This window comes from Sphingobium sp. Z007, from assembly GCF_900013425.1.
Lineage (GTDB): Bacteria > Pseudomonadota > Alphaproteobacteria > Sphingomonadales > Sphingomonadaceae > Sphingobium.
The window spans coordinates 2,317,380-2,339,886 of record NZ_FBXK01000005.1; the positions used below are offsets into that span (position 1 = coordinate 2,317,380).

Sequence of the window (22,507 nt, forward strand, 5' to 3'; positions counted from 1 at the left end):
GTAAATCAAGGGCTGGACAGCACAGACATGGTTACGAGTGCGGAAGAGTTGCGCGCCAGCCTGGACGCCATCGCCCTGTTGGAGCCTGGCTTTGGCGCAGCGATCGGCCGAGTGGGCTATCCAGCACCGCGAATGTTGGCGCCGGGATATGAGACGCTGCTGCGGACCATCCTGGGCCAGCAGGTCAGCGTCGCATCCGCCGCGACGGTATGGCGCAGACTGGAGGCGGAACTGGGCGAAGGCTGCGCGCCCGACGCCCTGCTGGCGCGCGACTTCGACGCCTTGCGCGCGTGCGGCCTGTCCCGCCAGAAACAGAGCTATGCCCGCAGCCTGGCCGAAATGATCCTGTCCGGCGCGCTGGACCTGCACGCCCTGCCCGCCGATGACGAGGAAGCAATCGCGCAACTGGTGCGCATCAAGGGGATCGGCCGCTGGTCGGCGGAAATCTACCTGTTGTTCGCCGAGGGACGCCCCGACATCTGGCCCGCTGGCGATCTGGCGGTGCAGATCGAGATCGGCCGCATACTGGGCCTGCCCGAACGACCGAGCGAAACACTGACGCGGCAAGTCGCGCAAGCGTGGCGTCCGCACCGCGGCGCCGCCGCGATCATGGCCTGGCACCATTATAACACCGAGGTATTTTGACTTATGGCCCTCCCCCCCAATCTCCCCCACGCCCGCTACATCGTCCTCCAGCATGAGGGCGTCTGGAAAATCAATCTGGATAATAAATATTATGGCCCCTTCCCAACCCAGGCGCTGGCCGTGGACAGCGCCACCGGCACGGCCCGGCAGGCGAGCGAGGCGGGCTATCCTGCGTCGGTGCTGCTGATGCAGGGGACACAGTTCGAAACGCTGTGGACCAGTGTTGCGGACTGACCTGTCCATTGGGAGAATCTGTCGGCTCTTTTGCGCCACAACGGAACCAAGCGGGGGTCAGGGACTTTATTTGCTCCAGGTTAAACGGGTCAGTTGATGAGCAAGAAGGTTCTGATAGTCGAGGACGAGATTTTCGTCGCGCTTGAGATTGAGCAGATCGTCCAGGATGCCGGATTTCAGGTGGGTGCGATCGCCGCCGACCGGGAAGGCGCCCTTGCCTGCGCATCAGAGTGCGATATCGCCCTGGTCGACCTAAACCTGCGTGACGGCCCGACCGGGCCGCAGATCGGCATGGAGCTGGCTTCTAGGCACGGCATCCGCGTGATTTACGTCACCGCCAATCCCGCCCAGATCGGCGCAGCGTCTGTCGCCGCGCTGGGCGTAATAACCAAGCCGTTTCGCGCCCACAGCATCAGCGCCACGCTGCAACTGGCGGCCGCTGAGCAGCCTGACCTGACCGCCGCCGAAATCATCGGCTTTACGCCGTTTCCGCCCCCCGGCTCATGGAACGCGATGGAATCCAGAGGCTGACGCGAAGGCCGTCGGGGCGCCAGTCCCGTTCGATCCGTCCTGCAAGCTGCCGTTCGACGCTGAGCGTCATCAGCCGACTACCGAACCCATCGACACGGCCGGGGGCAACCGGCGGGCCGCCCTCCTCGCACCAGTCGACGCGCACATCGTCGCCCTCGTTCGATATGTGCAGATGGACCATGCCGTCTGCAACCGAAAGGGCACCGTATTTCGCGGTATTCGTTGCCAATTCGTGGAACAGCAACGCGAGCGGCGTCGCCGAGCGGTCGTCAATCTCGGGGTCACTACCCGACAATAGGATGCGTGATCCCGCCGCATTGCGATAGGGCGCGAATATCTGGTCGACTATGCCCCAAAGGCTACTGTGTCCGCCGCCGGCCTGCGGCGCGGATTCGGCGCTGTGGGGCCGCACGAAATCATGGGCGCGCCCCAGCGCCAGGATACGGTTGCGCAGATCCTCGGCCACGTCGGCGATGGCAGGATGCTGGCGTGCCGACAGACCGATCAGTCCGGCGATGACCGAGAAAATATTCTTGATCCGGTGCGACAGTTCATGCGCGATCATCTCGCGCTCTTCCATCATCAGCTTCTGTTCGTGGATTTCCGTGCAGGTGCCGATCCAGCGCATGATCGCGCCGTCGCCATCGCGGATCGGCAGCGCGCGGCCCAGCGTCCAGCGATAATCGCCGCTATGGTGCCGCAGCCGATATTCGATCTCATAGGGTTCGCCGCTAGCCAGACTATGGCTCCAGCGCGACCAGGCACGCTCCTGATCGTCGGGATGGAACATGCCGTTCCAACCCTCGCCATCGGTCGATCCGGCTGGCACACCGGTATATTCATACCAGCGAGCATTATAATAATCATGATAGCCGTCCGGCAGGGTGGACCATACCATCTGGGGCATTGCATCCGACAGCGTGCGGAACATGCGGTCGCTTTCCGCGACGGCGGCTGCGTCCATGCGCTGGCGCAGGATCGTCTCGCGGTCGCGGCGACGCCCCTCCAGCTCCACCATCACCTGCCGCGCGAGCAGGGTAAGGCCCTGCCGCTGCAAAGGCGTGAGGTCCGCGCGCGGGACGGTGTCAATGACGCACAGCGCGCCTAAGGGTTCGCCATCCGCCCCCACCAGGGGGGCGCCGGCGTAGAAGCGGATATGCGGCGGACCGGTAACCAGCGCATTGTCGGCGAAGCGGGCATCACGGGTGGCGTCGGGGACAAGGAATATCTCCTTACCCAGCATCGCCAGAGCGCAGAACGACACGTCGCGCGGCGTCTCCTGGGCATCCAGGCCAACGCGGGACAGGAACAGTTGGCGCACATCCTCGACGATGCTGACCAGGGCGATCGGCACGTCGCACAATTGGGCCGCAAAGCCGGTGATTTCGTCAAGGTTACGAAAGCCGCCAGCATCCAGGTCATAATGCGACAACAAGGCCGCCCGATCCGTCGCCAGCCCGTGCGCGTCAGCCATCGCTGACCCGTTCGATGTCCGCGCCCACGGCCGACAGCTTCTCTTCCAGCCGCTCATAGCCGCGATCGAGATGATAGACGCGGTTGACCTGGGTTTCGCCCTCGGCGGCCAGGCCCGCAAGGATGAGGCTCATCGACGCGCGCAGGTCGGTCGCCATCACCGGCGCGCCGACCAGCCGATCGACCCCGCGGACGACCGCGGTGCGGCCGTTGACGGCGATGTCGGCCCCCATGCGCGCCAGTTCGGGCACGTGCATGTAGCGATTTTCGAAGATTGTTTCGGTGAGCACCGACGCGCCGTCCGCTTTCGTCAGCATCGCCATGAACTGCGCCTGCATGTCGGTCGGGAAGGCCGGGAAGGGCGCGGTGGACAGGGTCAGGGGCTTGAGCTTGCCGTCGGACGACACCCGGATGCCGCCCTTGTAGGGATCGACCTGCACGCCTGCGTCGCGCAGCGCGGCCAGGATGGCATGCATGTCTTCGGCATTGGCGCCGACCAGGTCCAGCGATCCCCCGGCGATGGCGGCGGCGCAGGCGTAGCTGCCCGCCTCGATCCGGTCGGGCATGACGCGGTAGGTCGCGCCGTGCAGCCGCTCGCGCCCGTGGATGACCAGCTTGTCGCCGCCAATGCCCTCAATGTCCGCGCCCATAGCGACGAGCAGATTGCACAGGTCGACGATTTCCGGCTCACGCGCGGCATTTTCCAGGATGCAGGTGCCCTTGGCCAGCGAGGCGGCCATCAGCGCGTTTTCGGTCGCGCCGACCGACACCACCGGGAAGGTGTAAATGCCGCCGGGCAGGCCGCCATCGGGCAGGCTGGCGCGGACATAGCCGGCCGCGATCTCGATGATCGCGCCGAATGCTTCGAGCGCCTTCAAATGCAGGTCGATCGGGCGGTTGCCGATGGCGCAGCCGCCGGGCAGCGACACTCGCGCTTCGCCGGCGCGGGCGAGCAGCGGGCCGAGCACCAGGATAGAGGCGCGCATCTTGCGCACGATGTCATAGGGCGCTTCGGTCGAGGTGACGCGGCCCGCGCGCATCGTCATCACGCGGCCGAAATCCTCCGGCCGAGCGCCCTCGATCATGGTCGATACGCCCAACTGGTTGAGCAGATGGCCAAAACTGTCGACATCGGCCAGGCGCGGCAGATTGCGCAGCGTCACCGGCTCGTCGGTCAGCAGTGCGCAGGGCAGCAGCGTCAGGGCGGCGTTCTTCGCGCCGGATATGGGGAGGCGGCCGTCAAGCATATTGCCGCCGCGAATGTGAATACGATCCATTGGACAGGGTTCATAGCGCCTCCAGCGCGCCGTGCAAGGCGGCTGACCGTCCTTCGTCATGGTTAAACCGACCCGGACGGCAACATAGGCAACATAAATGCAAAAGCGGCGCACAGGCTTGATCGAGTTTAGTGCGCGTCGCGAAAATGCAGCCAAAAGGCGGATGGGGCGTTCTGCCATCGTAACGATAATGGGAAAAAGGTGTACCGGGTGGCTACGAGCTGTTTCGCGGAAAGGCTGGCAAAACAGGTGCCCCTGTCCGACGCGGAAAAGAAGGCATTGATCCGACTGGAGGAAAATCCGCGCAAGGTGAAGCGCGGCGGGATGATCCAGCGAGTCAATGACACGGTGACGGAATTGTTCGTGCTGCGCGAAGGCCGGGTGATGAGCTTTGTCATCCTGCCCGATGGCAGTCGCCAGATTCTGCGCGTCTATTTCCCCGGCGATTTTATCGGGTCCGCCAGCACCATCTACAGCAAGGCGCCCGAATCGCTGGTCGCCCTGTCCGACGTGGTCGTTTGTCCGTTCGACAAACAGGCGCTGCGCCGGCTGCTGGAGGAATCGCCACGCGTCGCCGCGTTGCTGTTCCTGTTGTCCAACGCCGAGCGGGTCGCAATGACCGACCGGCTCGCCGCGCTGGGCCGCACGTCGGCCAAGGCGCGCGTCGCCGCTTTCCTGCTCGACATGTTCGACCGGCTGCGCGTCACCGACGACAGCATCGTCGATAGTTTCGACCTGAAACTGACGCAGGAGGAGATTGGCGATTCGATCGGGCTGACGTCGGTCCATGTGAACCGGATGATCCGGCAGATGGAGCAGGAAGGTCTCATCAGCCGCTCAGGCGGGCGCATCGTCCTCAACGACATGGCGCGGCTGGAGGAGATCGGCCATTATACCAACCGCATGAAGGACATGGATCTGGACTGGCTGCCGGTGGGCTGAGCTATTGGTCGCCCTTGCGATCGGGCGCGAAACAGCGGTCGCAGCGACGCCAACAGGTGACGCCGGGCATGACCATCGCCGGAGTCAGGCCGCGTTCGGGATAAAGGCCCGCCAGGATCGCGGGCGCCACGCCTTCAGGTGCGGCGCGATTGTGGCACATCAGGCAGTTGCGGATATATTTGGCGCGGGTGAGGCTTGAATGATCCTCCTGCGCGACGGCCGCGCCCGGCAGCAGGAGCAGGAGCGCCGCCAGCGCCGCGTGCCCCCTCACGCCATCAGCTCGACATCCCAGTAGAGCCAGTCGTGCCAGCTTTCGTGCAGATAGCCGGGCGGAAAGGCGCGGCCATGTTCCTGCAAATGCCAACTGGTCGGGCGGATCGGTTCGACATGCAGGCGCATCCCCGCTTCCTTGGGCGTGCGCCCGCCCTTTTTGAGGTTGCACGGCGAACAGGCGGTGGCGACATTTTCCCAAGTGGTGCGCCCGCCCGCGCGGCGCGGGACCACATGGTCGAACGTCAGGTCGTTCGTCGTGCCACAATATTGGCAGGAGAATTTGTCGCGCAGGAACAGGTTGAACCGGGTGAAGGCGGGATGTTCGGACGGGCGCACATATTGTTTGAGCGCGATCACCGACGGAATCTTCATGTCCAGGCTGGGGCTGTGGACCTGCCGCTCATAGCTGGCGATGATGTCCACCCGGTCCAGAAACACCGCCTTGATCGCAGTCTGCCAGGGCCAAAGGCTCAAGGGATAATAGCTGAGCGGCGTGTAATCTGCATTGAGCACAAGCGCCGGGCAGTTTTCCGGGTGCCGTATGAGGTCGGGATGGTACATAGAAACGCTTCTACCCCTTGCCGACGCCGCTGATCCACCAACAACGTGACAAGAGCATGACAGCATTAACGAATATCATTCGTCAAGAGCCTGTATGACACTATCGCCCACACCACTGCATATGGTGACCCGCTTCGCCCCTAGCCCCACTGGGCGGCTGCATGTCGGCCATGGCTGGTCGGCGCTGATGGCAATGGACATGGCGCGCGCGGCCGGTGGGGCCTTCCACCTGCGGATCGAGGATATCGACGGCACCCGGAGTCGGCCCGATCATGTCGCGGGCATCATCGCCGACCTGACATGGCTGGGGGTGGCGTGGGACGGCGATATCGTCTTCCAATCGCAGCGGCTGGATGCCTATGCGGCGGCGCTGGAGCGGCTGCGCGCGCAAGGGCTGCTCTATCCCTGTTTCTGCACGCGCGCCGACATCCAGGCCAGCCTGACCGCGCCCCATGGACCGGAAGGCGCAGTCTATCCGGGGACGTGCCGGGGCCTGAGCCAGGCGGAACGCGCGCGACGGATCGATGCGGGCGACGCCCATGCCTGGCGGATCGACATGGGCAGGGCGGTGGCGCGGGTCGGGGCGGTGGCGTGGACGACCCTGCCCTTCCCGCCCAATCTGGATAGGCGCCACAGCGTCGCGGCCCATCCCCTGACCCATGGCGACGTCGTGCTGGCGCGCAAGGATGCGCCGGCCAGCTATCATCTGTCCTGCACGCTGGACGATGCGGCGATGGGCGTGACCCATGTGCTGCGCGGCAACGACCTGCGCGGCGCGACCGACATCCACCGGCTGCTCCAGGCGCTGCTCGACCTGCCCAGCCCCGCTTATGTCCATCATCCGCTCCTGATCGGCCCGGACGGCAAGCGCCTGGCCAAGCGCAACGGGTCGATCGCGCTGGCCGACCTGCGCGCGCAGGGGATGGCGGCGGACGTGCTGGCGCTACACCTTCGGACAGGGCGCTTTCCCATTGGCATCGGCCTCGCAAGCGCCTAGCATCAGGCCATGAACACCATCCTTGTCATCGCTCTTATCCTTGCCATGATCGCGACGCTGGTCGCGCTGGTCCGGGGTATCATCTCCTTTCTTCAGACGACGAAGGAAGAGCTGAACCTGCCCGAAGGCGTCGTGCGCCCGTCCAGCCTGAAACAGAATAAGATGATGATGAACCGCGTCCTGTTCCAGGCGGCGGCGATCATCATCGTCGCAATCCTGCTGATGGCCAAGGGAAACGGGTGAGGGCGGCAGCGTCACTTTGAACCGGCATTGCGAACGCAGCGAAGTAATCCAAGCCGGATGACATCAGGCTGAATGAGGTCGGTTTGCCCCAAGTGATCGAGAAGCGATGATATTCGATCGAACCACATACGTCCGTTCGTTTGGAGCGAAGTCGGAAAACGATGGCACCGCGCTATCGGCTTTTCGACTTCGCTCGAGGCGAACGGATCAAGGTAAAGCCTTACCGCTCCAACGCCTCGCCAATGGATGGCTTCGCTACGCTCGCTATGACGCAATGGGCAATTTGGCCTCACCCACTCAGCATTTTAAGGGCGGCCAATGGTCAAGTTGAACAAAATCTACACCCGGACCGGGGACGACGGGACGACCGGCCTGGTCGACGGATCGCGCCTGCCCAAATTTGCGCCGCGGATGCAGGCGGTGGGCGATGTCGATGAAACGAACAGCGCGATCGGGCTGGCCATCGTCGCAATGGGCGACCGGCCCGAAGCCGCCTGGCTGACGGTCATCCAGAACGACCTGTTCGACCTGGGCGCCGATCTGGCGACGCCGATCCCGGATGGCGCGGACGAACCCTGGGCCTTGCGCATCGTCGCCAGCCAGGTGGACCGGCTGGAGCAGCAGATCGATGCGATGAACGCAGACCTGGCCCCGCTCGACAGTTTCATCCTGCCAGGCGGTTCGCCTGCCGCCGCCGCCGTTCACCTGGCCCGCGCGATCACCCGCCGGGCCGAGCGCAGCGCGACTGCCGCAGCGGCTGAAATGGCGCTCAACGCGCCGGCGCTGGCCTATCTCAACCGATTGTCGGACCTGCTGTTCGTGCTGGCGCGGCGGCTGAACGACAATGGCGCGGGCGACGTCAAATGGGTGCCGGGCGCGTCGCGCTGACTCCGCCCGACTCGCCCGCCGCACGGGCCAGCCGGTAATGACGGCTTAACCCTGTTTCTTCAGGCGGCCTTTAGACGCGTTTCCGACGGTGCATGTCGATTGCGCCATTCGGGAACAGCCATGCATTTCTACCTCGCCACCTCCTTCATCTTTCCGCGCTCGCTGCGCCTGCGCCTGTTCACCCTGTGCTTCATCGCCACCCATCTGCCGCTCCTGTCCTACCTCGGCTGGGGCTTCGCCAGCGGCAGGATCGCGCTGGCCGAATTCGTCCTGCTGACGCTCGCCACGGTCGTCGGTACCGGCATTGCCCTGCTGGGCATTGGCGCGCTGCTCAATCCGATCCACGCGTTGGCGCAAACGCTGCACCGCGACGGCGAAGCGCCCGACCTCCCGCAAGTGGGCGATGTCATCCATACCCTCTATGCCGGGGTCCAACGCGCCGCCAGCGTGACGCGCGAGCGGATGGACGACCTGCACCAGGCCGCGCATGAAGACCCGTTGACCGGCATTGCCAACCGGCGCGGTTTTTTGGCGCATATCGACGCGTTGCCGGACGACCGGCGCAAGGGCTGTATCGCCATCATCGACATCGACTATTTCAAGCGGGTCAACGACCTGCTGGGCCATGAGGAGGGCGACCGGGTGCTGGCCAGCTTTGCCACCCGCCTGTCCGCGCTGGTCCGTCGCGTCGATATGGTCGCGCGCTGGGGCGGGGAAGAATTCGCCATCTTCTTTCAGGATTGTATCGAGGATGAGGCCAGTTGGTCGCTGGCGCGGATCGCCAGCCGGATGCGCAACGAGCCGATCGGGCGGGTGCAGGACCGGCCGATCAGCTTTTCCGCGGGCGTGTGCCGCTGGACTGGCGGCGATCTCGACGCCACGCTCCGCCGCGCCGACGATGCGCTCTATGATGCGAAACAGTCGGGCCGCGACCGCATCTGCCGCGCCGCGCCCATCCTGCAGGAACTATGATCTGATCTGCACGACGTTGCCCTAAAGGTCACTGGCCGGAACCGCATGCCGCCTTATGCGCTTTTCCCTGGAGAGAGCGGCGCAACCGTATCGGAAAGGGGCTAGCATGGGCAAAAGCTGGATGGAGGCCCGTCAGGACGATCTGGAAGAGCGCTATCGCGCGGTGCGGGCGCTGACCGATGCGTTGACCGCGCCCTTGTCCGACGCTGACGCTACGGTTCAATCAATGGCCGATGCATCGCCTGCCAAATGGCATCTGGCGCATGTGACCTGGTTTTTCGAAACATTCGTGCTCCGCGACCATGTGGCGGGCTATATGCCATTCGATCCGCGCTACGCGTTTCTGTTCAACAGCTATTATGAGGCGGAGGGCGCCCGCCACGCCCGGCAGATGCGCGGCATGCTGACTCGCCCGACGCTCGGCGACCTGCGCGCCTATCGCGCCCATGTCGATGCGGCGCTGACCAGCGCGCTGGGGATGCTGCCGCAATCGGCGCGGGCGCTGGTGACGTTGGGGTTGCAGCATGAGCAGCAGCATCAGGAATTGCTGCTGACCGACCTGCTGCACCTCTTTTCGCTCAATCCGCTGGAGCCGGCGCTGTTTAGCGCCCCCAGCGCAGCGCCGGTCGCCCTGCCCGGCCCGCTCCACTGGATCGAGGGCCGCGAAGGGCTGGTCGAGATCGGCGAGGACGGGCGCGGCGGCTTTGCGTTCGATTGCGAAGGGCCGCGCCACAAGACCGTGCTGCACCCCCATGCGCTCGCGCACCGGCCGGTCACCAATGGCGAATGGATCGCCTTCATCGAGGATGGCGGCTATCGCACGGCCGCCCACTGGCTGTCGGATGGTTGGGCCTGGGTGCAGGGCGAAGGCATCGATGCGCCGCTTTACTGGAAACAGGGCGAACAGGGTTGGACCCGCTTTGGCCTCGACGGGCGCCAGCCGGTCAATCCGGCTGCCCCCGTGACCCATATCAGCCTGTACGAAGCCGACGCCTATGCGAGTTGGGCCGAGGCGCGACTGCCGACCGAGGCGGAATGGGAAAGCGCCGCGCAAAATGTCGCGGCGGTGAGCGGCAACCAGCTCGACAGCCCCACCTGCCCACGGCCCAAACCGGCTGACGACGGGTCGGCGTTGACGCAGATGTTCGGCGACGTGTGGGAATGGACCGGCAGCGCCTATCGCCCCCACCCCGGCTTTCGCACCGCGCCGGGCGCGGTCGGTGAATATAATGGTAAGTTCATGTCCGGCCAGTTCGTGCTGAAGGGCGGCAGTTGCGCCACCCCGCGCGGCCATGCGCGCGGCAGCTATCGCAATTTCTTCTACCCCCACCAGCGCTGGCAGTTCACCGGACTGCGGCTGGCCAAGGATCTCTGACCGCCATGCTGCTGACCCAAGACGCCGCCAATATCGCCGGTTCGATCGATCCAGCCTTCCGCCATGATATCGTCACAGGCCTGTCGCGCAGTCCCAAGGCGACGCCGCCAATATGGTTCTACGACCGGCGCGGGTCGGAGCTGTTCGAGGCGATCACTGACCTGCCGGAATATTATCCTACCCGCACTGAAACCGCGTTGCTGGCGCGCCACGGCGCGGATTTCTCGGCGGCGGTGGGCGAAGGGCGGGCAGTAGTCGAGTTCGGCGCGGGCAGCTCGCGCAAGACCCCGCATCTGCTGCGCGCGATTGCGCCTGGGGCCTATGTGCCGATCGATATCAGCGGGGACTTCCTGCACGCGAGCAGCGCAGCGCTGGCCGAAGCCTTTCCGGGCCTGCCGGTGCTTCCGGTCGTGGGCGATTTCAATCGGCCCTTGGCCCTGCCCAACGCGATCGCGGGGATGCCGCGGCTGGGCTTTTTCCCCGGATCGACGATCGGCAATATGGAACCGGATGCCGCGGTCGACCTGTTGCGGGCGATGCGCCGGCTGCTGGGGCCGGACGCCATGCTGCTGATCGGCATGGACCGGATCAAGGATCGCGACCGGCTGATCGCCGCCTATGACGATGCGCAGGGCGTGACCGCGGCGTTCAACATGAACCTGATCGAGCGGATCAATCGCGAGTTGGAGGGCGACCTGCCGATCGAGGGCTTTGCCCACCGCGCGGTCTGGAACGACGACAAGGCGCGAATCGAAATGCATCTGGAGGCGCAGCGGGCGCTGCATTTCCATGTCGCGGGCCAGGCTTTCGAGATGGATGCGGGCGAGACGATCCATACCGAAAGCAGCCACAAATATGGCGCGCGCGACCAGCGCCTGTTGCTGCGCGCGGGCGGCTGGGAACCAACGGGGGAATGGACAGACGACGAAGGGCTGTTCGCGCTGGTGCTGGCCGAGGCGGGTTAGGCCGTCGCCAGCAACAGGTCGCGCAGGTCGTTGAGGCTGGGCAATATGTGGGCGCAGGCGAGGACCAGTTCCTCGGTCGGGGGCAGCAGGTCGGGGACCATCACCGTCGCAATCCCAGCTGAAGTGGCGGAGCGGACGCCGGCATAGCTGTCCTCCACCGCGACGCACTGCGCTGGGTCGACTCCCAACAGGCGGGCGGCGAGCAGATAGGGTTCGGGGTGCGGCTTGGGCCGGTCAACGTCCGTGCGGGTGACGATCACATCGAAATAAGGGAGCAGCCCGCTCCTCTCCAGCCGCTGCTGCGCATAGGGCGCGGCGGTCGAGGTGGCGAGCGCCATGGGAATGGCCGCCTGCGCCAGATGATCGAGGATCAGCTTCGCACCGGGGCGTAGCGCAATGCCGGCGTCCACCGCCGCTTCGAACAGCGCGTCGCTGTCGGCGTAGAAGCGGGCGAGCGGGAAGTCCGGCCCCATATGCGCCGCTAACATCCGCTCATTTTCGTCGCGGTGGATGCCAACCATCGACAGTAGAAGATCATCGGCCATCGGCCAGCCGATCGCTTCGCCGGTCTGCGCAAAGGCGCGGCGATGCGCCGCCTCGGTATCGAGCAGCGTGCCGTCCATGTCGAAGATGACGGCGCGAACGGGGTCCGGCAGGCTGGAGGCGGAAGTCTTGGTGGTGGATTGGCGTAACGGCTGGCTCATGGGGTCAATATGGCTGCGTCCTGTTCCAATTCCATTGCAAAGCGCGACGCGGCGGTTGCGTGAAGCCGCTTCTCGACTTCGCTAGAAGCGAACGGCGCTTGAACGGAGCCTATTCCGCCACCTGCGCCGACCATGTCCTGATCCAGTGCCACGCGCCGCGACATTCGCCCATGCTGGTGGCTTCGATCAGGCGGAAGCGGGTGCCGTCCCAGACATAGGCTTCGCTGCCGCCGCAATCGCCGATGCCGCGGCCTTTGGCGAAACTGTCGAGCCGCAGCTTGCCTGCGGTCCAGCCGACATTGACCAGCATCGGCCGGGCTTCCTCCTCGCTCCAGCCCGGCTTCAGGTCGAAGCTGGCGAGGCGGAAGGCGCGGCGGCCGGCGTCGCCGGTCGCGATCACCGGGACCGACGTGAAATTATAGGCGCCGCTGCCGCAGGGGACCAGGATCAGCGTTTCGGTGCGCGACAGGCGGTAGAGTTGGGGCGGCTCCGCGCCCTTCATCTCGTCGGTGCAACGAGTGAATTTGCCGAGCGCGGTCAGTTCCTCCCGCCACAGCGCGGCAGGCGCGGTCGTGGCGGGCAAGGGCGCGCGGCGGATGATCGGCGCGGGCGGGGCGGCACGCACGGCGAGCGGGCCGAGCGGTCCGGTGGCGACCAGCGCGGTGCTTGTCCCCGCCCGCCCCTGCCGCGCATCCATATAGCGCAGCGCCGCCCCGGCCCCGGCCAGCGACGGCTTGCCCAGCGACCGATTGCCCAGCCGCAGTTCCAGCCCATTGCCACGCGCCATGGCGATGGCCAGCGCGGCGGCCTGCGGTCCTCTGATGGTGGCGTCGCCGTCCCGGCTCATCGCGCTGGCGATCCGACGGCCATCGACATGGAAGCTGATCTCGCCCCCGCCTTTGGCGTCGCGGCTGACCCACACGTCCGTCGCAGCGTCCGGTCCAGCTTCGCGCACGATGCCCACCATCACCGGGCTGTCCGGCCACTCGCCGCCTTCGGGCAATAGCGACACGGTTTCGCAGCGGTTGCGATTGTCGCAGCCGATGGTCCAGTCCTTATAGGTTTCCAATGCGCCGGGCTTGGGTGCTTGCGCAGCCCCTATCCCCGACCAGCCAAGGGCCGCCAGAGCGACCATGAAATAATGTTTTGCCCCCATGGGTTAACCATAACTGATTTGAAGGGCCGATGGTAGCGTTTCCGTTACGGAGCCGACTTGATCTAAATCACAGGCTGAGCATCAATCCCGCCAGCGCCGCGCTCATCAAATTGGCGAGGCTGCCAGCGACCAGCGCCTTCAACCCCAGCTTCGCGATCATCGGCCGCTGATTGGGGGCAAGGTTGCCGGTCACCGCCATCTGGATCGCGATCGAGCTGAAATTGGCGAAACCGCATAGGGCAAAGGTGACGATGGCGATGGTCGCGGGCGACAGCGCGCCCTGCACCTGGCCCAGATTGATATAGGCGACGAATTCGTTGAGCACGACCTTCGTCCCGAACAGGCCGCCCGCCACCTGCGCTTCGGCCCAGGGGATGTTGAGCAGATACATGACCGGCTGGAACACATAGCCCAGCAGCATCTGGAAGCTGAGCGTGGGGTAGCCGAACCATGCGCCGATGCCGCCCAATATGCCGTTGGCGAGCGCCACCAGCGCGACGAAGGCCAGCACCATGGCGCCGACTGCGACGGCGAGTTTGACACCTGTCTGCGCCCCCTGCGCCGCAGCCATGATGAGGTTGGCGGGCTTTTCCTCGTCATGGCTGGCCTGCGGCATGGGTTCGCCTGGCGTGCCTTCGGGCAGCAGCGCGGCGGGGCCTGCGCCGCTGATCCGGGTTTCGGGCAGCAGCAGGTCGGGATGGTCGCCCAGTGGCAATTCGCCCTGCACCGGCACGCGCGGGTCGGGCATCATGATCTTGGCCATCAACAGCCCACCGGGGGCCGCCATGAAGCTGGCCGCAAGCAGATAGTCGATCTTGATCCCCATCGACGCATAGGCCGCCAATATGGTGCCCGCCACGCCCGCCATGCCGCTGGTCATCACCGCGAACAATTGGGGTGGGGTCAGGCCGGCAAGGTAAGGGCGGATGACGAGAGGGCTTTCGCTCTGCCCGACGAAGATGTTCGCCGCCGCGCACAGGCTTTCCACCTTCGACACGCCCGTCACCCATTCGATCGCACCGCCGACCCAGCGGACGATGAACTGCATGATCCCCAGATAATAGAGGATCGACACCAGGCTGGCGAAGAAGATGATGACCGGCAGCGCGGCGATGGCGAAGCTGGCCCCGCCGATTTCGGGCCTGGCCAGCGGGCCGAAGATGAAGTCGGTGCCCGCCTGCGCATAGCCGAGCAGGTTGGCGACCCCGCGCGACATGCCCGCGATGATGCCGCGTCCCGCGGGCACATAGAGCACCAACAGCGCAATCCCCGCCTGCAGCAGGAAGGCCGCGCCCACCACCCGCGGCTTGATGGCGCGACGATCCGACGAAAGAGCGAAAGCGATGGCGAGGATCAGAAGAATGCCAGCTAGGCCGATGAGAAGATGCATGAAGCGCTTTCGCGTGGGAAGGACAAACCCTGCGACTATATGGGCCATGTCGCGGAGAGGCCAGCCCGTTCGACGGCTACAAAGTCGCAACATTGCGCAATTAGCCGGAGACATGCCGCTTATAGGGACGATCCTGAGGGTCTTGTTACGATAAGACGAGAGGGACAAGGGTAGATGGCCGGACATGACGACGCGCACGACCATGGGTTGCTGCACGACCTGGAACAGATGCGTACGCTGGCGCGGGAGGGCATTGGGCGGCGGCGCACCTTGCGGCTGCTGTTTTCGGCGAGCGGCGCGGCGCTGATCGGGGCATGCGGCGGCGGATCGGGATCGTCGAGCGGATCGACCGCGACGCCCACCCCCACGCCTACGCCCGCACCAACCCCGACGCCGACACCCACGCCGACACCCACCGGCACCTGCGTCGCCGACCCGGAGGAGACCAACGGCCCCTATCCGGCCGACGGGTCCAACAGCAGCAACGGCAGCGTGGTCAATGTGCTGGACGACAGCGGCATCGTGCGCACCGACATCCGGTCCAGCTTCGGGTCATCCAGCGGCACGGCGGCCGGCATCACGATGGAACTGACCATCACCGTCGTCAACGTCAACGGCAGTTGCGCCGCGCTGGCGGGCTATGCCGTCTATATCTGGCACTGCACCCGCGATGGTCTCTATTCGCTCTATACCGTGCCGGGCGAAAATTATCTGCGCGGCGTGGGCATGACTGACGCCAACGGGCAGGTGACCTTCACCAGCATCTTCCCCGGCTGTTATGACGGGCGCTACCCGCATATCCATTTCGAGGTCTATCCGAGCCTGGCCCGCGCCACCAGCTACGCCAATCGCGTGCTGACGTCGCAATTCGCCATGCCGGCCGACGCCTGCACCAGCGTCTATGCGACCAGCGGCTATGCCAGCAGCAAAAGCAATTTCGCCAGCATATCGACCAGCAGCGACAATGTGTTCGGCGACAATACAGCAGCGCAGGCGACGGCGATGACGCCGGTCATGACCGGCGACATCACCAACGGCTATATTGGCGCGGTGACGGTCGGCCTGGCGATTTGATCGGAGCAGCGTGCAGATGACTTTGCAGGAGGCGCATTCCGCCGATATGCTGCCGCCCATGGACGGTTCGCGCATATTGGTGGTCGACGATGATGCGGACATCCGCACGCTGCTGTCGGATTTTCTGGAGCAGCATGGTTTCGCCGTGACCGCGGTGGCGGACGGCGCGGCGATGGATCAAGCCTTGGCCGCAGAGGATTTCGACATTGCGGTGCTGGACGTGATGATGCCGGGCGAGGACGGGCTGTCGATCCTGCGGCGGCTGTCGGCACGCGGCGGCCTGCCGGTCATCATGCTGTCGGCGATCGGCAGCGACATCGACCGGATCGTCGGGCTGGAAATGGGGGCGGAAGATTATCTGCCCAAACCGTGCAACCCGCGCGAGTTGCTGGCCCGAGTCCGCACCGTCCTGCGCCGCCATCGGCGACAGGTGACACAGACGGCGCAGGTGGGCGGCAGGAAGCTGCGCTTCGCCGGCTGGCAGGTCGATATGACCGGGCGGCTGCTGACCGATCCCGACAATGTGGTCGTCACCCTGACCGACGGCGAGTTTCGGCTGCTGCGGGCCTTCATTGACCATCCCCGTCGAGTCCTGAGCCGCGACCAGTTGCTCGACTATTCGGCGGGCAATGACAGCGAAAGCTATGATCGCGCGATCGACGTGCAGGTCAGCCGGCTGCGGCGCAAGCTGGAGCGCGGCGCGCGGCATGAGGGGGCCGACGAACTGGTCCGCACTATCCGTAACGAAGGCTATATGTTCACCGCCGAAGTCCGCCCGGCGTGAACCCGTCGATCCTGACGCGGATCGTCGCGCTGGTCGCCGCCACCCTGCTGCTGGCGCTGGGGGCGATGATGCTGGTGGCCTTTCGCGGGCCGCCACCGCATAGCCGGCCGATGATGCTGGGCGAGGCGGCCGCGCTGTTGCAGGGGGCCGCTGCCCCGGCCGGTAGCTGGACGGTGGCGCGCTATCAGTCCGATCCCGCGCCGCTGGCCGAACCCGGACAGATGGAGGACCGGCGCGCCGCCGCACAGGTCGCCGCGCTGCTGGGTGGGCGCCCCGCCGATGTGCGTCTTGTGCGCGAGCTGCCGCCGGTGCGCATGGCCGATCCCGATCGAAAGGTCTGGCCGCGGCCCAATTTCGGTCCCGACGGCACGATGCTGCACGGTGCCTTCCTGCTGGCGCGACGAACTGAGGGCGGCTGGCAGGTCGTGCAGGCGCGGCAGGGGGCGAACGAGCGCTGGTACGCCATCACCCTGTCGCTGATGGCGGGCATCTTTATCCTGCTGCTGCTGCCCGCTTATTGGGTGGCGCGGCGCATTACCCAGCCGATCCGGCGGCTGGCCGACGGCGCGGCAACCGAACGGCCCGAACGCGCCGACCCGCTGCCGCTGACCGGTCCGCCGGAGGTGCGGGCGGTGGGCGCGGCCTATAATCATATGCGCGCGCGGATCGCAGACTATCTGAACGAACGCACGGCGATGCTGGTCGCCATCGCGCATGACCTGCGCACGCCCATGACCCGTTTGTCCTTCCGTCTGGAGGCGCTGCCCGATGGACCCCGCGCCAAGGCGCAGGCGGATGTGCAGGAAATGCGCGCGATGGTCACCGACCTGCTCGATTTCATGCGCGGCGAGGGCGATGGGGCGGCGCAGGTGCGGATCGACCTGTCCGCTATCGTCGAGACGCTGGCCGACGATCTGGCCGATATGGGGCAGGATGTGGCGGTGACGCACGGCAGCCGCGCGGTGGTGCGCGGCGACGCGGTGGCGCTGCGCCGCTGTATCGCCAATCTGGTCGAAAATGCGGTCCGTTACGGCGGGTTGGCGCGGATCGCGCTAACGGTCGCCAACGGGCGCGTGACCGTGGCGGTGGAGGATGACGGACCGGGCGTGCCAGACGCCGCGATCGAGCGATTATGCGAGCCCTTTTATCGTGGCGAAGCATCCCGCAACCGGGAAACGGGCGGCGTGGGCCTGGGCCTCTCCATCGCCCGGCGGATCGCCGACAGCCATGGCGGACGGCTGTCCTTCGCCAACCGCGTCGGCGGCGCCAGCGGATTACGGGCCAGCGTCACGCTGCCCTTGGACCGCTGAACGACCTGCGGTTCAGTCGCCCCCGTCGAAGGCGAGCGAGGTCCAGGAGGCCATGGCGTCGACCGCCAATGGCGACAGGCGGATGGCGCGGCGTCGCCGACTGCTGGGCGAGGTGCGATGTTCATCCAGCAGGCCGCGCCGTTCCATCACGCCCACTTGGCCGACGACGACGCTGAGCGACAGGCGCAGCGTTTCGCTCAACTGCTCCAGCGTCAGCCCGCCGCCGTCCAATTCAGCCTGATAAAGCAGCAGCAATATGTCCCAGGCCGGGTCGGCGAAAAGATCATGGCCAAACAGCGTCGATCGCATCCGCCGCGCTTCGACATAACGGGCAAGGGCAAGGCGCTGGTCGCCCCCGTCACCGTCCAGTATCGCCGGCTCTTCCTGCCGGGCATGGAAATTGGTCAGGCAGCGTTGCAGCGCGACCACCAGGTCGACCGCTTCCTGACTAGGCATATGACGGTCAGGCGGAATAGGCGCGGTCATGCGACGCCTTCCGGTCGAGTTCGATGCCGATGATGGCGAACAGCATGAGCGGAATGACCCAGACCGTGCTGAGGCCCGCATAGATCATGTCTGGAAAATCGGGCCGCAATAGGGTGACGACATGGGTCAGCACCGTCATCAACTGGCAGGCGGCGACCCAGATCGGCCAGTAGCGCTCGCTGCGCAGCATCAGCCAGAGCAACGCCGCAAAGGTGGCCAGGTCCACGACCAGAAGCCAGAATTGGGTGGCGTGCCATGATCCGGCGAGTTGCGCGGGGATGCTGAGCAGCGCCGCCGTGACCGAGATCACGACCAGCAGCCGCCCGTCGCGCCCGCCGAAACAGACGGCAAAGGCGCAGGTCATAAGCATCAGGAGCCAGAAGAAAGCCGCCAGCATCTGCATTTCCGATTGAGAGGGAGAACAATGGTTATGCCGATGCCGGCGACTTTCGCCCCGTTCAGGCGACCAGGGTCAGGTGACGCGCGGTTTCGCGCTGCTCCAGCTCCAGGCCGATGGGGCAACCAAAGGCGGTGACGTCATGCTGGCTGCGTTCGATGCAGCGGGTCAGCAGCGCGGTCGCGCGAACCATGTCGCTGCGGCCTTCAATGATCTTGGTCGCGCTGTCGTGAATTTGCTTGAGGATGCGCTGGCTTTCGCTGGCGGTCAGGCCCGACCCCTGCGACGCGGTCAGGAAAGCGGTGGTCAGCTGCGCGGCATCGACCAGGGCGGTGTCCAGCGCGGCGAAGGCCTGGCGGGTCTGGTCGGCGACGGCCTGAGTCTTGGCAGGATCGAGGTTGAGCACAAGTCATCTCCTTCGCACGGCGCCCCTTTCACCGGGCGGTGCGCTTTTCAGCATGGCGATTTGGGAAAGATCAGCCCAGGACCGTAAAGGCCCCGCGAATGAGTAGCAGCAAAGCGACGACACCAACCCCGGTCAGGACAGCGGCCCGGATCATCGCCAATATGCGGCCGTCGATACTCAGTTCATTGGTCGATCCCCCTAGCGGCGGGCCGAAGGCGAGGATGCGGCGCAGGAGCGTCTTGTGCTCCTTCTGCGCATCCGGCCTGTTCGGCTGAGCAAGGGATGACGCAGGTTCGGGATCGGTGGCAAGCGGCGCCGATTGATATATCAAGGGCTGATATGTGTCACTTTGGGGCGATCGTTGCTCAACCGAAATGAATAGCCGGGCTGCTTCCTTGCGCGATGGCACGCCAAACTTGCGCAGGCTGGTGCGGACGCGCTGATCGACCGTATGCTCCGACACGCGAAGCTGCCGTGCGATTTCCTTGGAATTGAAGCCCTGCGCCACCAAGCGCAGACACTGCTTTTCCCCCTCGCTCAAGGCCGGAAGGGTATCCGCCACTGCATCATTCCTCCTGCGTGAACCACCATATGATCAACAAACGACCACAGGGGAAGGCTCAGCCACCTACACTTCATCCACCATCTAAAGGTTGCGATTCGGTTTGCGTCGCGCGCTTAAGTGACACGACAGGGCGCAAGGACGCAATGCGAATGGGCGGCGGGATTGTCCCCCGCCGCCCATTTGGATAGCATCGGTCCGACGATTCCCGGCCGGGGCCGGGGCCGATTCAGCTGAAGATATCGCCTACGTCCGCCGCCGTCTGCTTGGGATCGGGACCGAAGCGATTCTCGCCCCTCGTGCCTTCCAGACACATGAAGACCAGCACGATGATGCCGCCAACATAGGGCACGAAATTCAGCAGCACGAACCAGCCGCTCTTGTCCTGGTCATGGAAGCGGCGGACCTGCACCGCGAGCGAGGGAATGATGAGCAGCAGGACCAGCAGCCCCAGCAGGATCATCATGATCGATGCGCCGCCCGACGCCTGGCCGTTCGGGAAGCCGCCCAGGATGACGCCCACTATGCCCAGCAGGATCGCCGCGAGCATATAGCCAAGGAAAAACATCCAATATTCCTTGCGCCGCGAGCGCCCGGAAAAGTCGGCGTACCGCTTGAGCGGCAAGAGCATATAGTCCATCTGCGTGTCCCCCGTTTCGAGAAACAACAGGATAGGAAGCGTTTCTGCGTCTGTCGCGCAAAAAGCACCCCGCGCGATCAGGCGGCCGGCTTGCCGTCCTGCTTCGCCTTGTGCGCGGCCAGCAGCGCGTCGATCTCGACGATGCGCTGGCGCTGGACGCTGTCCTTGGCCAGCCCTTTAAGGCGACATTCGGCCCAGAGGGCGCGGCGCTCGGAGGTCAGCGCCTTGAGATAGAGGTCGGCCATGTGCGGGCTCCTGTAAACTGATTGGGGGCGGTGCGTTGCCGCCCGCCCCCTCCATCGGGCCTTCGGCCCGCCACCGCCCCGTGCCGGGGAGGAACTATATGGCTTACGCCGCCTTGGAACGGCTCATGCGCTTGCGCTCGTTCGGATCGAGGTAGCGCTTGCGCAGGCGAATGGTCTTGGGCGTCACTTCGACCAGTTCATCATCGTCGATATAGGCGATCGCCTGTTCCAGCGTCAGCTTCCACGGCGGGGTCAGGCGCACGGCGTCGTCCTTGCCGCTGGCGCGGAAGTTGGTGAGCGCCTTGCTCTTCATCGGGTTGACTTCCAGATCGTCGGGCTTGGCGTTCTGGCCGATGATCATGCCTTCATAGAGCGCTTCGCCCACGCCGACCATCAGGATGCCGCGTTCTTCCAGCGGACCCAGCGCATAGGCATTCGCCTCGCCCGCGCCGTTGGAGATCAGCACGCCGTTCTTGCGGCCTTCGATCGTGCCCTTATGCGGGCCGTACTTCTCGAACAAGCGGTTCATGATGCCGGTGCCGCGCGTGTCGGACAGGAATTCGCCATGATAGCCGATCAGGCCGCGCGACGGCGCGGAGAAGGTGATGCGGGTCTTGCCGCCACCCGAAGGCCGCATGTCGGTCATTTCCGCCTTGCGCAGGTTCATCTTCTCGACAACCGTGCCGGAAAATTCATCGTCCACGTCGATCATGACGGTTTCATAGGGCTCGGTCTTGCCGCCATTCTCGTCCTCGCCAAACAGCACGCGTGGGCGGCTGATGGAGAGTTCGAACCCTTCACGGCGCATGGTTTCGATGAGCACGCCTAGCTGAAGCTCGCCGCGCCCGGCGACTTCGAAGCTGTCCTTGTCGGCGCTCTCGGTGACCTTCACGGCGACGTTCGATTCGGCTTCGCGGGCCAGACGGTCGCGGATCATGCGGCTGGTCACCTTGGTGCCTTCGCGGCCGGCCATGGGCGAATCGTTGACGGCGAAACGCATCGAGAGCGTTGGCGGATCGATCGGCTGGGCCTGGATCGGTTCGGTCACCGAAATGTCGCAGATGGTGTTGGCCACGGTCGCGACCGCGAGACCGGCCAGCGAAATGATGTCGCCCGCCTTGGCTTCCTCCACCGGCACGCGGTCCAGGCCGTGGAAGGCCATGATCTTCGACGCGCGACCGGTTTCGATCACCTTGCCGTCCATGTCGAGCGCGTGGATCGCCTGGTTCACCTTCACCGAACCGCTGGTCACGCGGCCGGTCAGGATGCGACCCAGGAAATTGTCGCGATCGAGCAGCGTCACCAGGAAGGTGAAGGGCACGCCCTCTACTTCCACGGCGGGCGCAGGCACATGATCGACGATCTTCTGGAACAGCGGGGTCAGCGTCCCCGAACGCAGCGTCGAATCCTCATTGGCGTAGCCGTTGCGGCCCGACGCGTAGAGGACGGGGAAGTCGAGTTGCTCATCGGTCGCGTCCAGCGACACAAACAGGTCGAACACTTCGTCCAGCACTTCCTGGATACGCTCGTCGGGACGGTCGACCTTATTGACGACGACGATCGGCTTCAGACCCAGCGCCAGCGCCTTGCCGGTCACGAACTTCGTCTGCGGCATCGCGCCTTCCGACGAATCGACCAGCAGGACGACGCCATCGACCATCGAGAGGATGCGCTCGACTTCACCGCCGAAGTCGGCGTGGCCAGGGGTATCGACGATGTTGATGCGGACGGGTTCGCCGCCTTCGGGCGTCCATTCGACGGAGGTCGGCTTCGCCAGGATGGTGATGCCGCGCTCCTTTTCCAGGTCATTGCTGTCCATCGCACGCTCTTCGACGCGCTGATTGTCGCGGAAGGTGCCGGACTGGCGGAAAAGCTGGTCGACGAGGGTGGTCTTGCCGTGATCGACGTGCGCGATGATGGCGATATTACGCAGGGACATGTCTTGCCTTCGGGATATAGGTTCGCCCAAGCCGACAC

27 protein-coding genes are annotated in these 22,507 nt (G+C 65.2%); 13 read left to right on the forward strand and 14 right to left on the reverse strand.

The annotated features are described in order from the left end of the window. Positions 1-27: 27 nt before the first annotated feature. The 3 genes from CEQ44_RS19210 to CEQ44_RS19220 all read left to right on the forward strand — a co-directional run bounded on the left by CEQ44_RS19210 (position 28) and on the right by CEQ44_RS19220 (position 1,410). A complete protein-coding gene (locus CEQ44_RS19210; RefSeq protein ID WP_088184808.1) occupies positions 28-645 on the forward strand; it encodes a DNA-3-methyladenine glycosylase in 618 nt (205 codons plus the stop codon). 3 nt (positions 646-648) lie between these two features. Continuing rightward, positions 649-879: a DUF2188 domain-containing protein gene (locus CEQ44_RS19215; RefSeq protein ID WP_088184807.1), complete on the forward strand. Its 231-nt coding sequence runs from the start codon at positions 649-651 to the stop codon at positions 877-879. A gap of 96 nt (positions 880-975) precedes the next feature. Then, positions 976-1,410 (forward strand): response regulator, encoded by a 435-nt coding sequence (locus CEQ44_RS19220; RefSeq protein ID WP_088184806.1) that lies wholly within the window; start codon positions 976-978, stop codon positions 1,408-1,410. Here CEQ44_RS19220 and CEQ44_RS19225 read toward each other — a convergent pair. Further along, positions 1,358-2,884, reverse strand: a complete 1,527-nt coding sequence (locus CEQ44_RS19225) for a PAS domain-containing protein (protein ID WP_088184805.1) — start codon at positions 2,882-2,884, stop codon at positions 1,358-1,360. The genes CEQ44_RS19220 and CEQ44_RS19225 overlap by 53 nt on opposite strands. Then, on the reverse strand, positions 2,877-4,160 hold the full coding sequence (murA, locus tag CEQ44_RS19230; RefSeq protein WP_088184804.1) for a UDP-N-acetylglucosamine 1-carboxyvinyltransferase: 1,284 nt from the start codon (positions 4,158-4,160) through the stop codon (positions 2,877-2,879). The genes CEQ44_RS19225 and murA overlap by 8 nt, the downstream gene beginning before the upstream one ends. A 210-nt stretch (positions 4,161-4,370) precedes the next feature. Between murA and CEQ44_RS19235 the strand changes: the two genes are divergently transcribed. Continuing rightward, positions 4,371-5,102, forward strand: coding sequence for a Crp/Fnr family transcriptional regulator (locus CEQ44_RS19235; RefSeq protein ID WP_176400368.1), 732 nt, complete (start codon positions 4,371-4,373; stop codon positions 5,100-5,102). A 1-nt stretch (position 5,103) separates the two neighbouring features. On the opposite strand, the gene CEQ44_RS19240 is transcribed toward CEQ44_RS19235, so the two are convergent. Together CEQ44_RS19240 and CEQ44_RS19245 are read right to left on the reverse strand one after the other, a co-directional pair. Next, on the reverse strand, positions 5,104-5,373 hold the full coding sequence (locus tag CEQ44_RS19240) for a hypothetical protein (protein ID WP_088184803.1): 270 nt from the start codon (positions 5,371-5,373) through the stop codon (positions 5,104-5,106). Beyond that, a complete protein-coding gene (locus CEQ44_RS19245) occupies positions 5,370-5,936 on the reverse strand; it encodes an HNH endonuclease (protein ID WP_088184802.1) in 567 nt (188 codons plus the stop codon). Before CEQ44_RS19245 ends, CEQ44_RS19240 begins: the two co-directional genes overlap by 4 nt. A 94-nt stretch (positions 5,937-6,030) precedes the next feature. On the opposite strand from CEQ44_RS19245, the gene gluQRS reads away from it, so the two are divergent. From gluQRS to egtD, 6 genes are all read left to right on the forward strand, one after another. Beyond that, complete coding sequence (gene gluQRS / locus CEQ44_RS19250) at positions 6,031-6,933, forward strand: tRNA glutamyl-Q(34) synthetase GluQRS (RefSeq protein ID WP_088184801.1); 903 nt, start codon at positions 6,031-6,033, stop codon at positions 6,931-6,933. A gap of 9 nt (positions 6,934-6,942) precedes the next feature. Further along, positions 6,943-7,176 carry a twin transmembrane helix small protein gene (locus tag CEQ44_RS19255; RefSeq protein WP_088184800.1) on the forward strand — a complete coding sequence of 78 codons (234 nt, stop codon included), beginning with the start codon at positions 6,943-6,945 and terminating at the stop codon, positions 7,174-7,176. A 318-nt stretch (positions 7,177-7,494) separates the two neighbouring features. After that, on the forward strand, positions 7,495-8,064 hold the full coding sequence (locus CEQ44_RS19260; protein ID WP_088184799.1) for a cob(I)yrinic acid a,c-diamide adenosyltransferase: 570 nt from the start codon (positions 7,495-7,497) through the stop codon (positions 8,062-8,064). Between the two features lie 120 nt (positions 8,065-8,184). After that, entirely contained in the window at positions 8,185-9,036 is an 852-nt protein-coding gene (locus CEQ44_RS19265; RefSeq protein ID WP_088184798.1) for a GGDEF domain-containing protein, read from the forward strand. A 106-nt stretch (positions 9,037-9,142) separates the two neighbouring features. Then, the gene (gene egtB, locus CEQ44_RS19270; protein WP_088184797.1) at positions 9,143-10,411 is read left to right on the forward strand and encodes an ergothioneine biosynthesis protein EgtB; all 1,269 of its coding nucleotides are present in this window, start codon (positions 9,143-9,145) and stop codon (positions 10,409-10,411) included. Between the two features lie 5 nt (positions 10,412-10,416). After that, complete coding sequence (egtD, locus tag CEQ44_RS19275; RefSeq protein WP_088184796.1) at positions 10,417-11,376, forward strand: L-histidine N(alpha)-methyltransferase; 960 nt, start codon at positions 10,417-10,419, stop codon at positions 11,374-11,376. Here egtD and CEQ44_RS19280 read toward each other — a convergent pair. From CEQ44_RS19280 to CEQ44_RS19290, 3 genes are all read right to left on the reverse strand, one after another. Next, on the reverse strand, positions 11,373-12,080 hold the full coding sequence (locus CEQ44_RS19280; protein WP_088184795.1) for an HAD family phosphatase: 708 nt from the start codon (positions 12,078-12,080) through the stop codon (positions 11,373-11,375). The two genes, egtD and CEQ44_RS19280, sit on opposite strands and share 4 nt — an antisense overlap. Before the next feature lie 109 nt (positions 12,081-12,189). Beyond that, positions 12,190-13,236 (reverse strand): DUF1176 domain-containing protein, encoded by a 1,047-nt coding sequence (locus CEQ44_RS19285; protein ID WP_088184794.1) that lies wholly within the window; start codon positions 13,234-13,236, stop codon positions 12,190-12,192. Between the two features lie 67 nt (positions 13,237-13,303). Next, the gene (locus tag CEQ44_RS19290) at positions 13,304-14,626 is read right to left on the reverse strand and encodes a NupC/NupG family nucleoside CNT transporter (protein WP_088184833.1); all 1,323 of its coding nucleotides are present in this window, start codon (positions 14,624-14,626) and stop codon (positions 13,304-13,306) included. 174 nt (positions 14,627-14,800) lie between these two features. Here CEQ44_RS19290 and CEQ44_RS19295 point away from each other — a divergent pair, with 174 nt between their 5' ends. The 3 genes from CEQ44_RS19295 to CEQ44_RS19305 are packed head-to-tail and all read left to right on the forward strand — an operon-like array spanning position 14,801 to position 17,794. After that, positions 14,801-15,700 (forward strand): intradiol ring-cleavage dioxygenase, encoded by a 900-nt coding sequence (locus CEQ44_RS19295; protein WP_088184793.1) that lies wholly within the window; start codon positions 14,801-14,803, stop codon positions 15,698-15,700. A 16-nt stretch (positions 15,701-15,716) separates the two neighbouring features. After that, a complete protein-coding gene (locus tag CEQ44_RS19300; protein WP_088184792.1) occupies positions 15,717-16,484 on the forward strand; it encodes a response regulator in 768 nt (255 codons plus the stop codon). Further along, on the forward strand, positions 16,481-17,794 hold the full coding sequence (locus CEQ44_RS19305; protein ID WP_254913651.1) for a cell wall metabolism sensor histidine kinase WalK: 1,314 nt from the start codon (positions 16,481-16,483) through the stop codon (positions 17,792-17,794). Before CEQ44_RS19300 ends, CEQ44_RS19305 begins: the two co-directional genes overlap by 4 nt. Positions 17,795-17,806: 12 nt before the next feature. On the opposite strand, the gene CEQ44_RS19310 is transcribed toward CEQ44_RS19305, so the two are convergent. From CEQ44_RS19310 to typA, 7 genes are all read right to left on the reverse strand, one after another. Further along, on the reverse strand, positions 17,807-18,280 hold the full coding sequence (locus tag CEQ44_RS19310; RefSeq protein WP_088184791.1) for a MarR family transcriptional regulator: 474 nt from the start codon (positions 18,278-18,280) through the stop codon (positions 17,807-17,809). Further along, positions 18,258-18,677 carry a hypothetical protein gene (locus CEQ44_RS19315; protein WP_088184831.1) on the reverse strand — a complete coding sequence of 140 codons (420 nt, stop codon included), beginning with the start codon at positions 18,675-18,677 and terminating at the stop codon, positions 18,258-18,260. The genes CEQ44_RS19310 and CEQ44_RS19315 overlap by 23 nt, the downstream gene beginning before the upstream one ends. A gap of 61 nt (positions 18,678-18,738) precedes the next feature. Next, positions 18,739-19,083, reverse strand: coding sequence for a hypothetical protein (locus tag CEQ44_RS19320; RefSeq protein ID WP_088184790.1), 345 nt, complete (start codon positions 19,081-19,083; stop codon positions 18,739-18,741). A 70-nt stretch (positions 19,084-19,153) separates the two neighbouring features. Beyond that, positions 19,154-19,645: a helix-turn-helix transcriptional regulator gene (locus CEQ44_RS19325; RefSeq protein ID WP_088184789.1), complete on the reverse strand. Its 492-nt coding sequence runs from the start codon at positions 19,643-19,645 to the stop codon at positions 19,154-19,156. Between the two features lie 229 nt (positions 19,646-19,874). After that, on the reverse strand, positions 19,875-20,285 hold the full coding sequence (locus CEQ44_RS19330; RefSeq protein WP_088184830.1) for a DUF805 domain-containing protein: 411 nt from the start codon (positions 20,283-20,285) through the stop codon (positions 19,875-19,877). A 77-nt stretch (positions 20,286-20,362) separates the two neighbouring features. Then, positions 20,363-20,530 (reverse strand): hypothetical protein, encoded by a 168-nt coding sequence (locus CEQ44_RS24545; protein WP_176400367.1) that lies wholly within the window; start codon positions 20,528-20,530, stop codon positions 20,363-20,365. A gap of 103 nt (positions 20,531-20,633) precedes the next feature. Continuing rightward, positions 20,634-22,469, reverse strand: a complete 1,836-nt coding sequence (gene typA / locus CEQ44_RS19335) for a translational GTPase TypA (RefSeq protein WP_088184788.1) — start codon at positions 22,467-22,469, stop codon at positions 20,634-20,636. Positions 22,470-22,507: the final 38 nt, after the last annotated feature.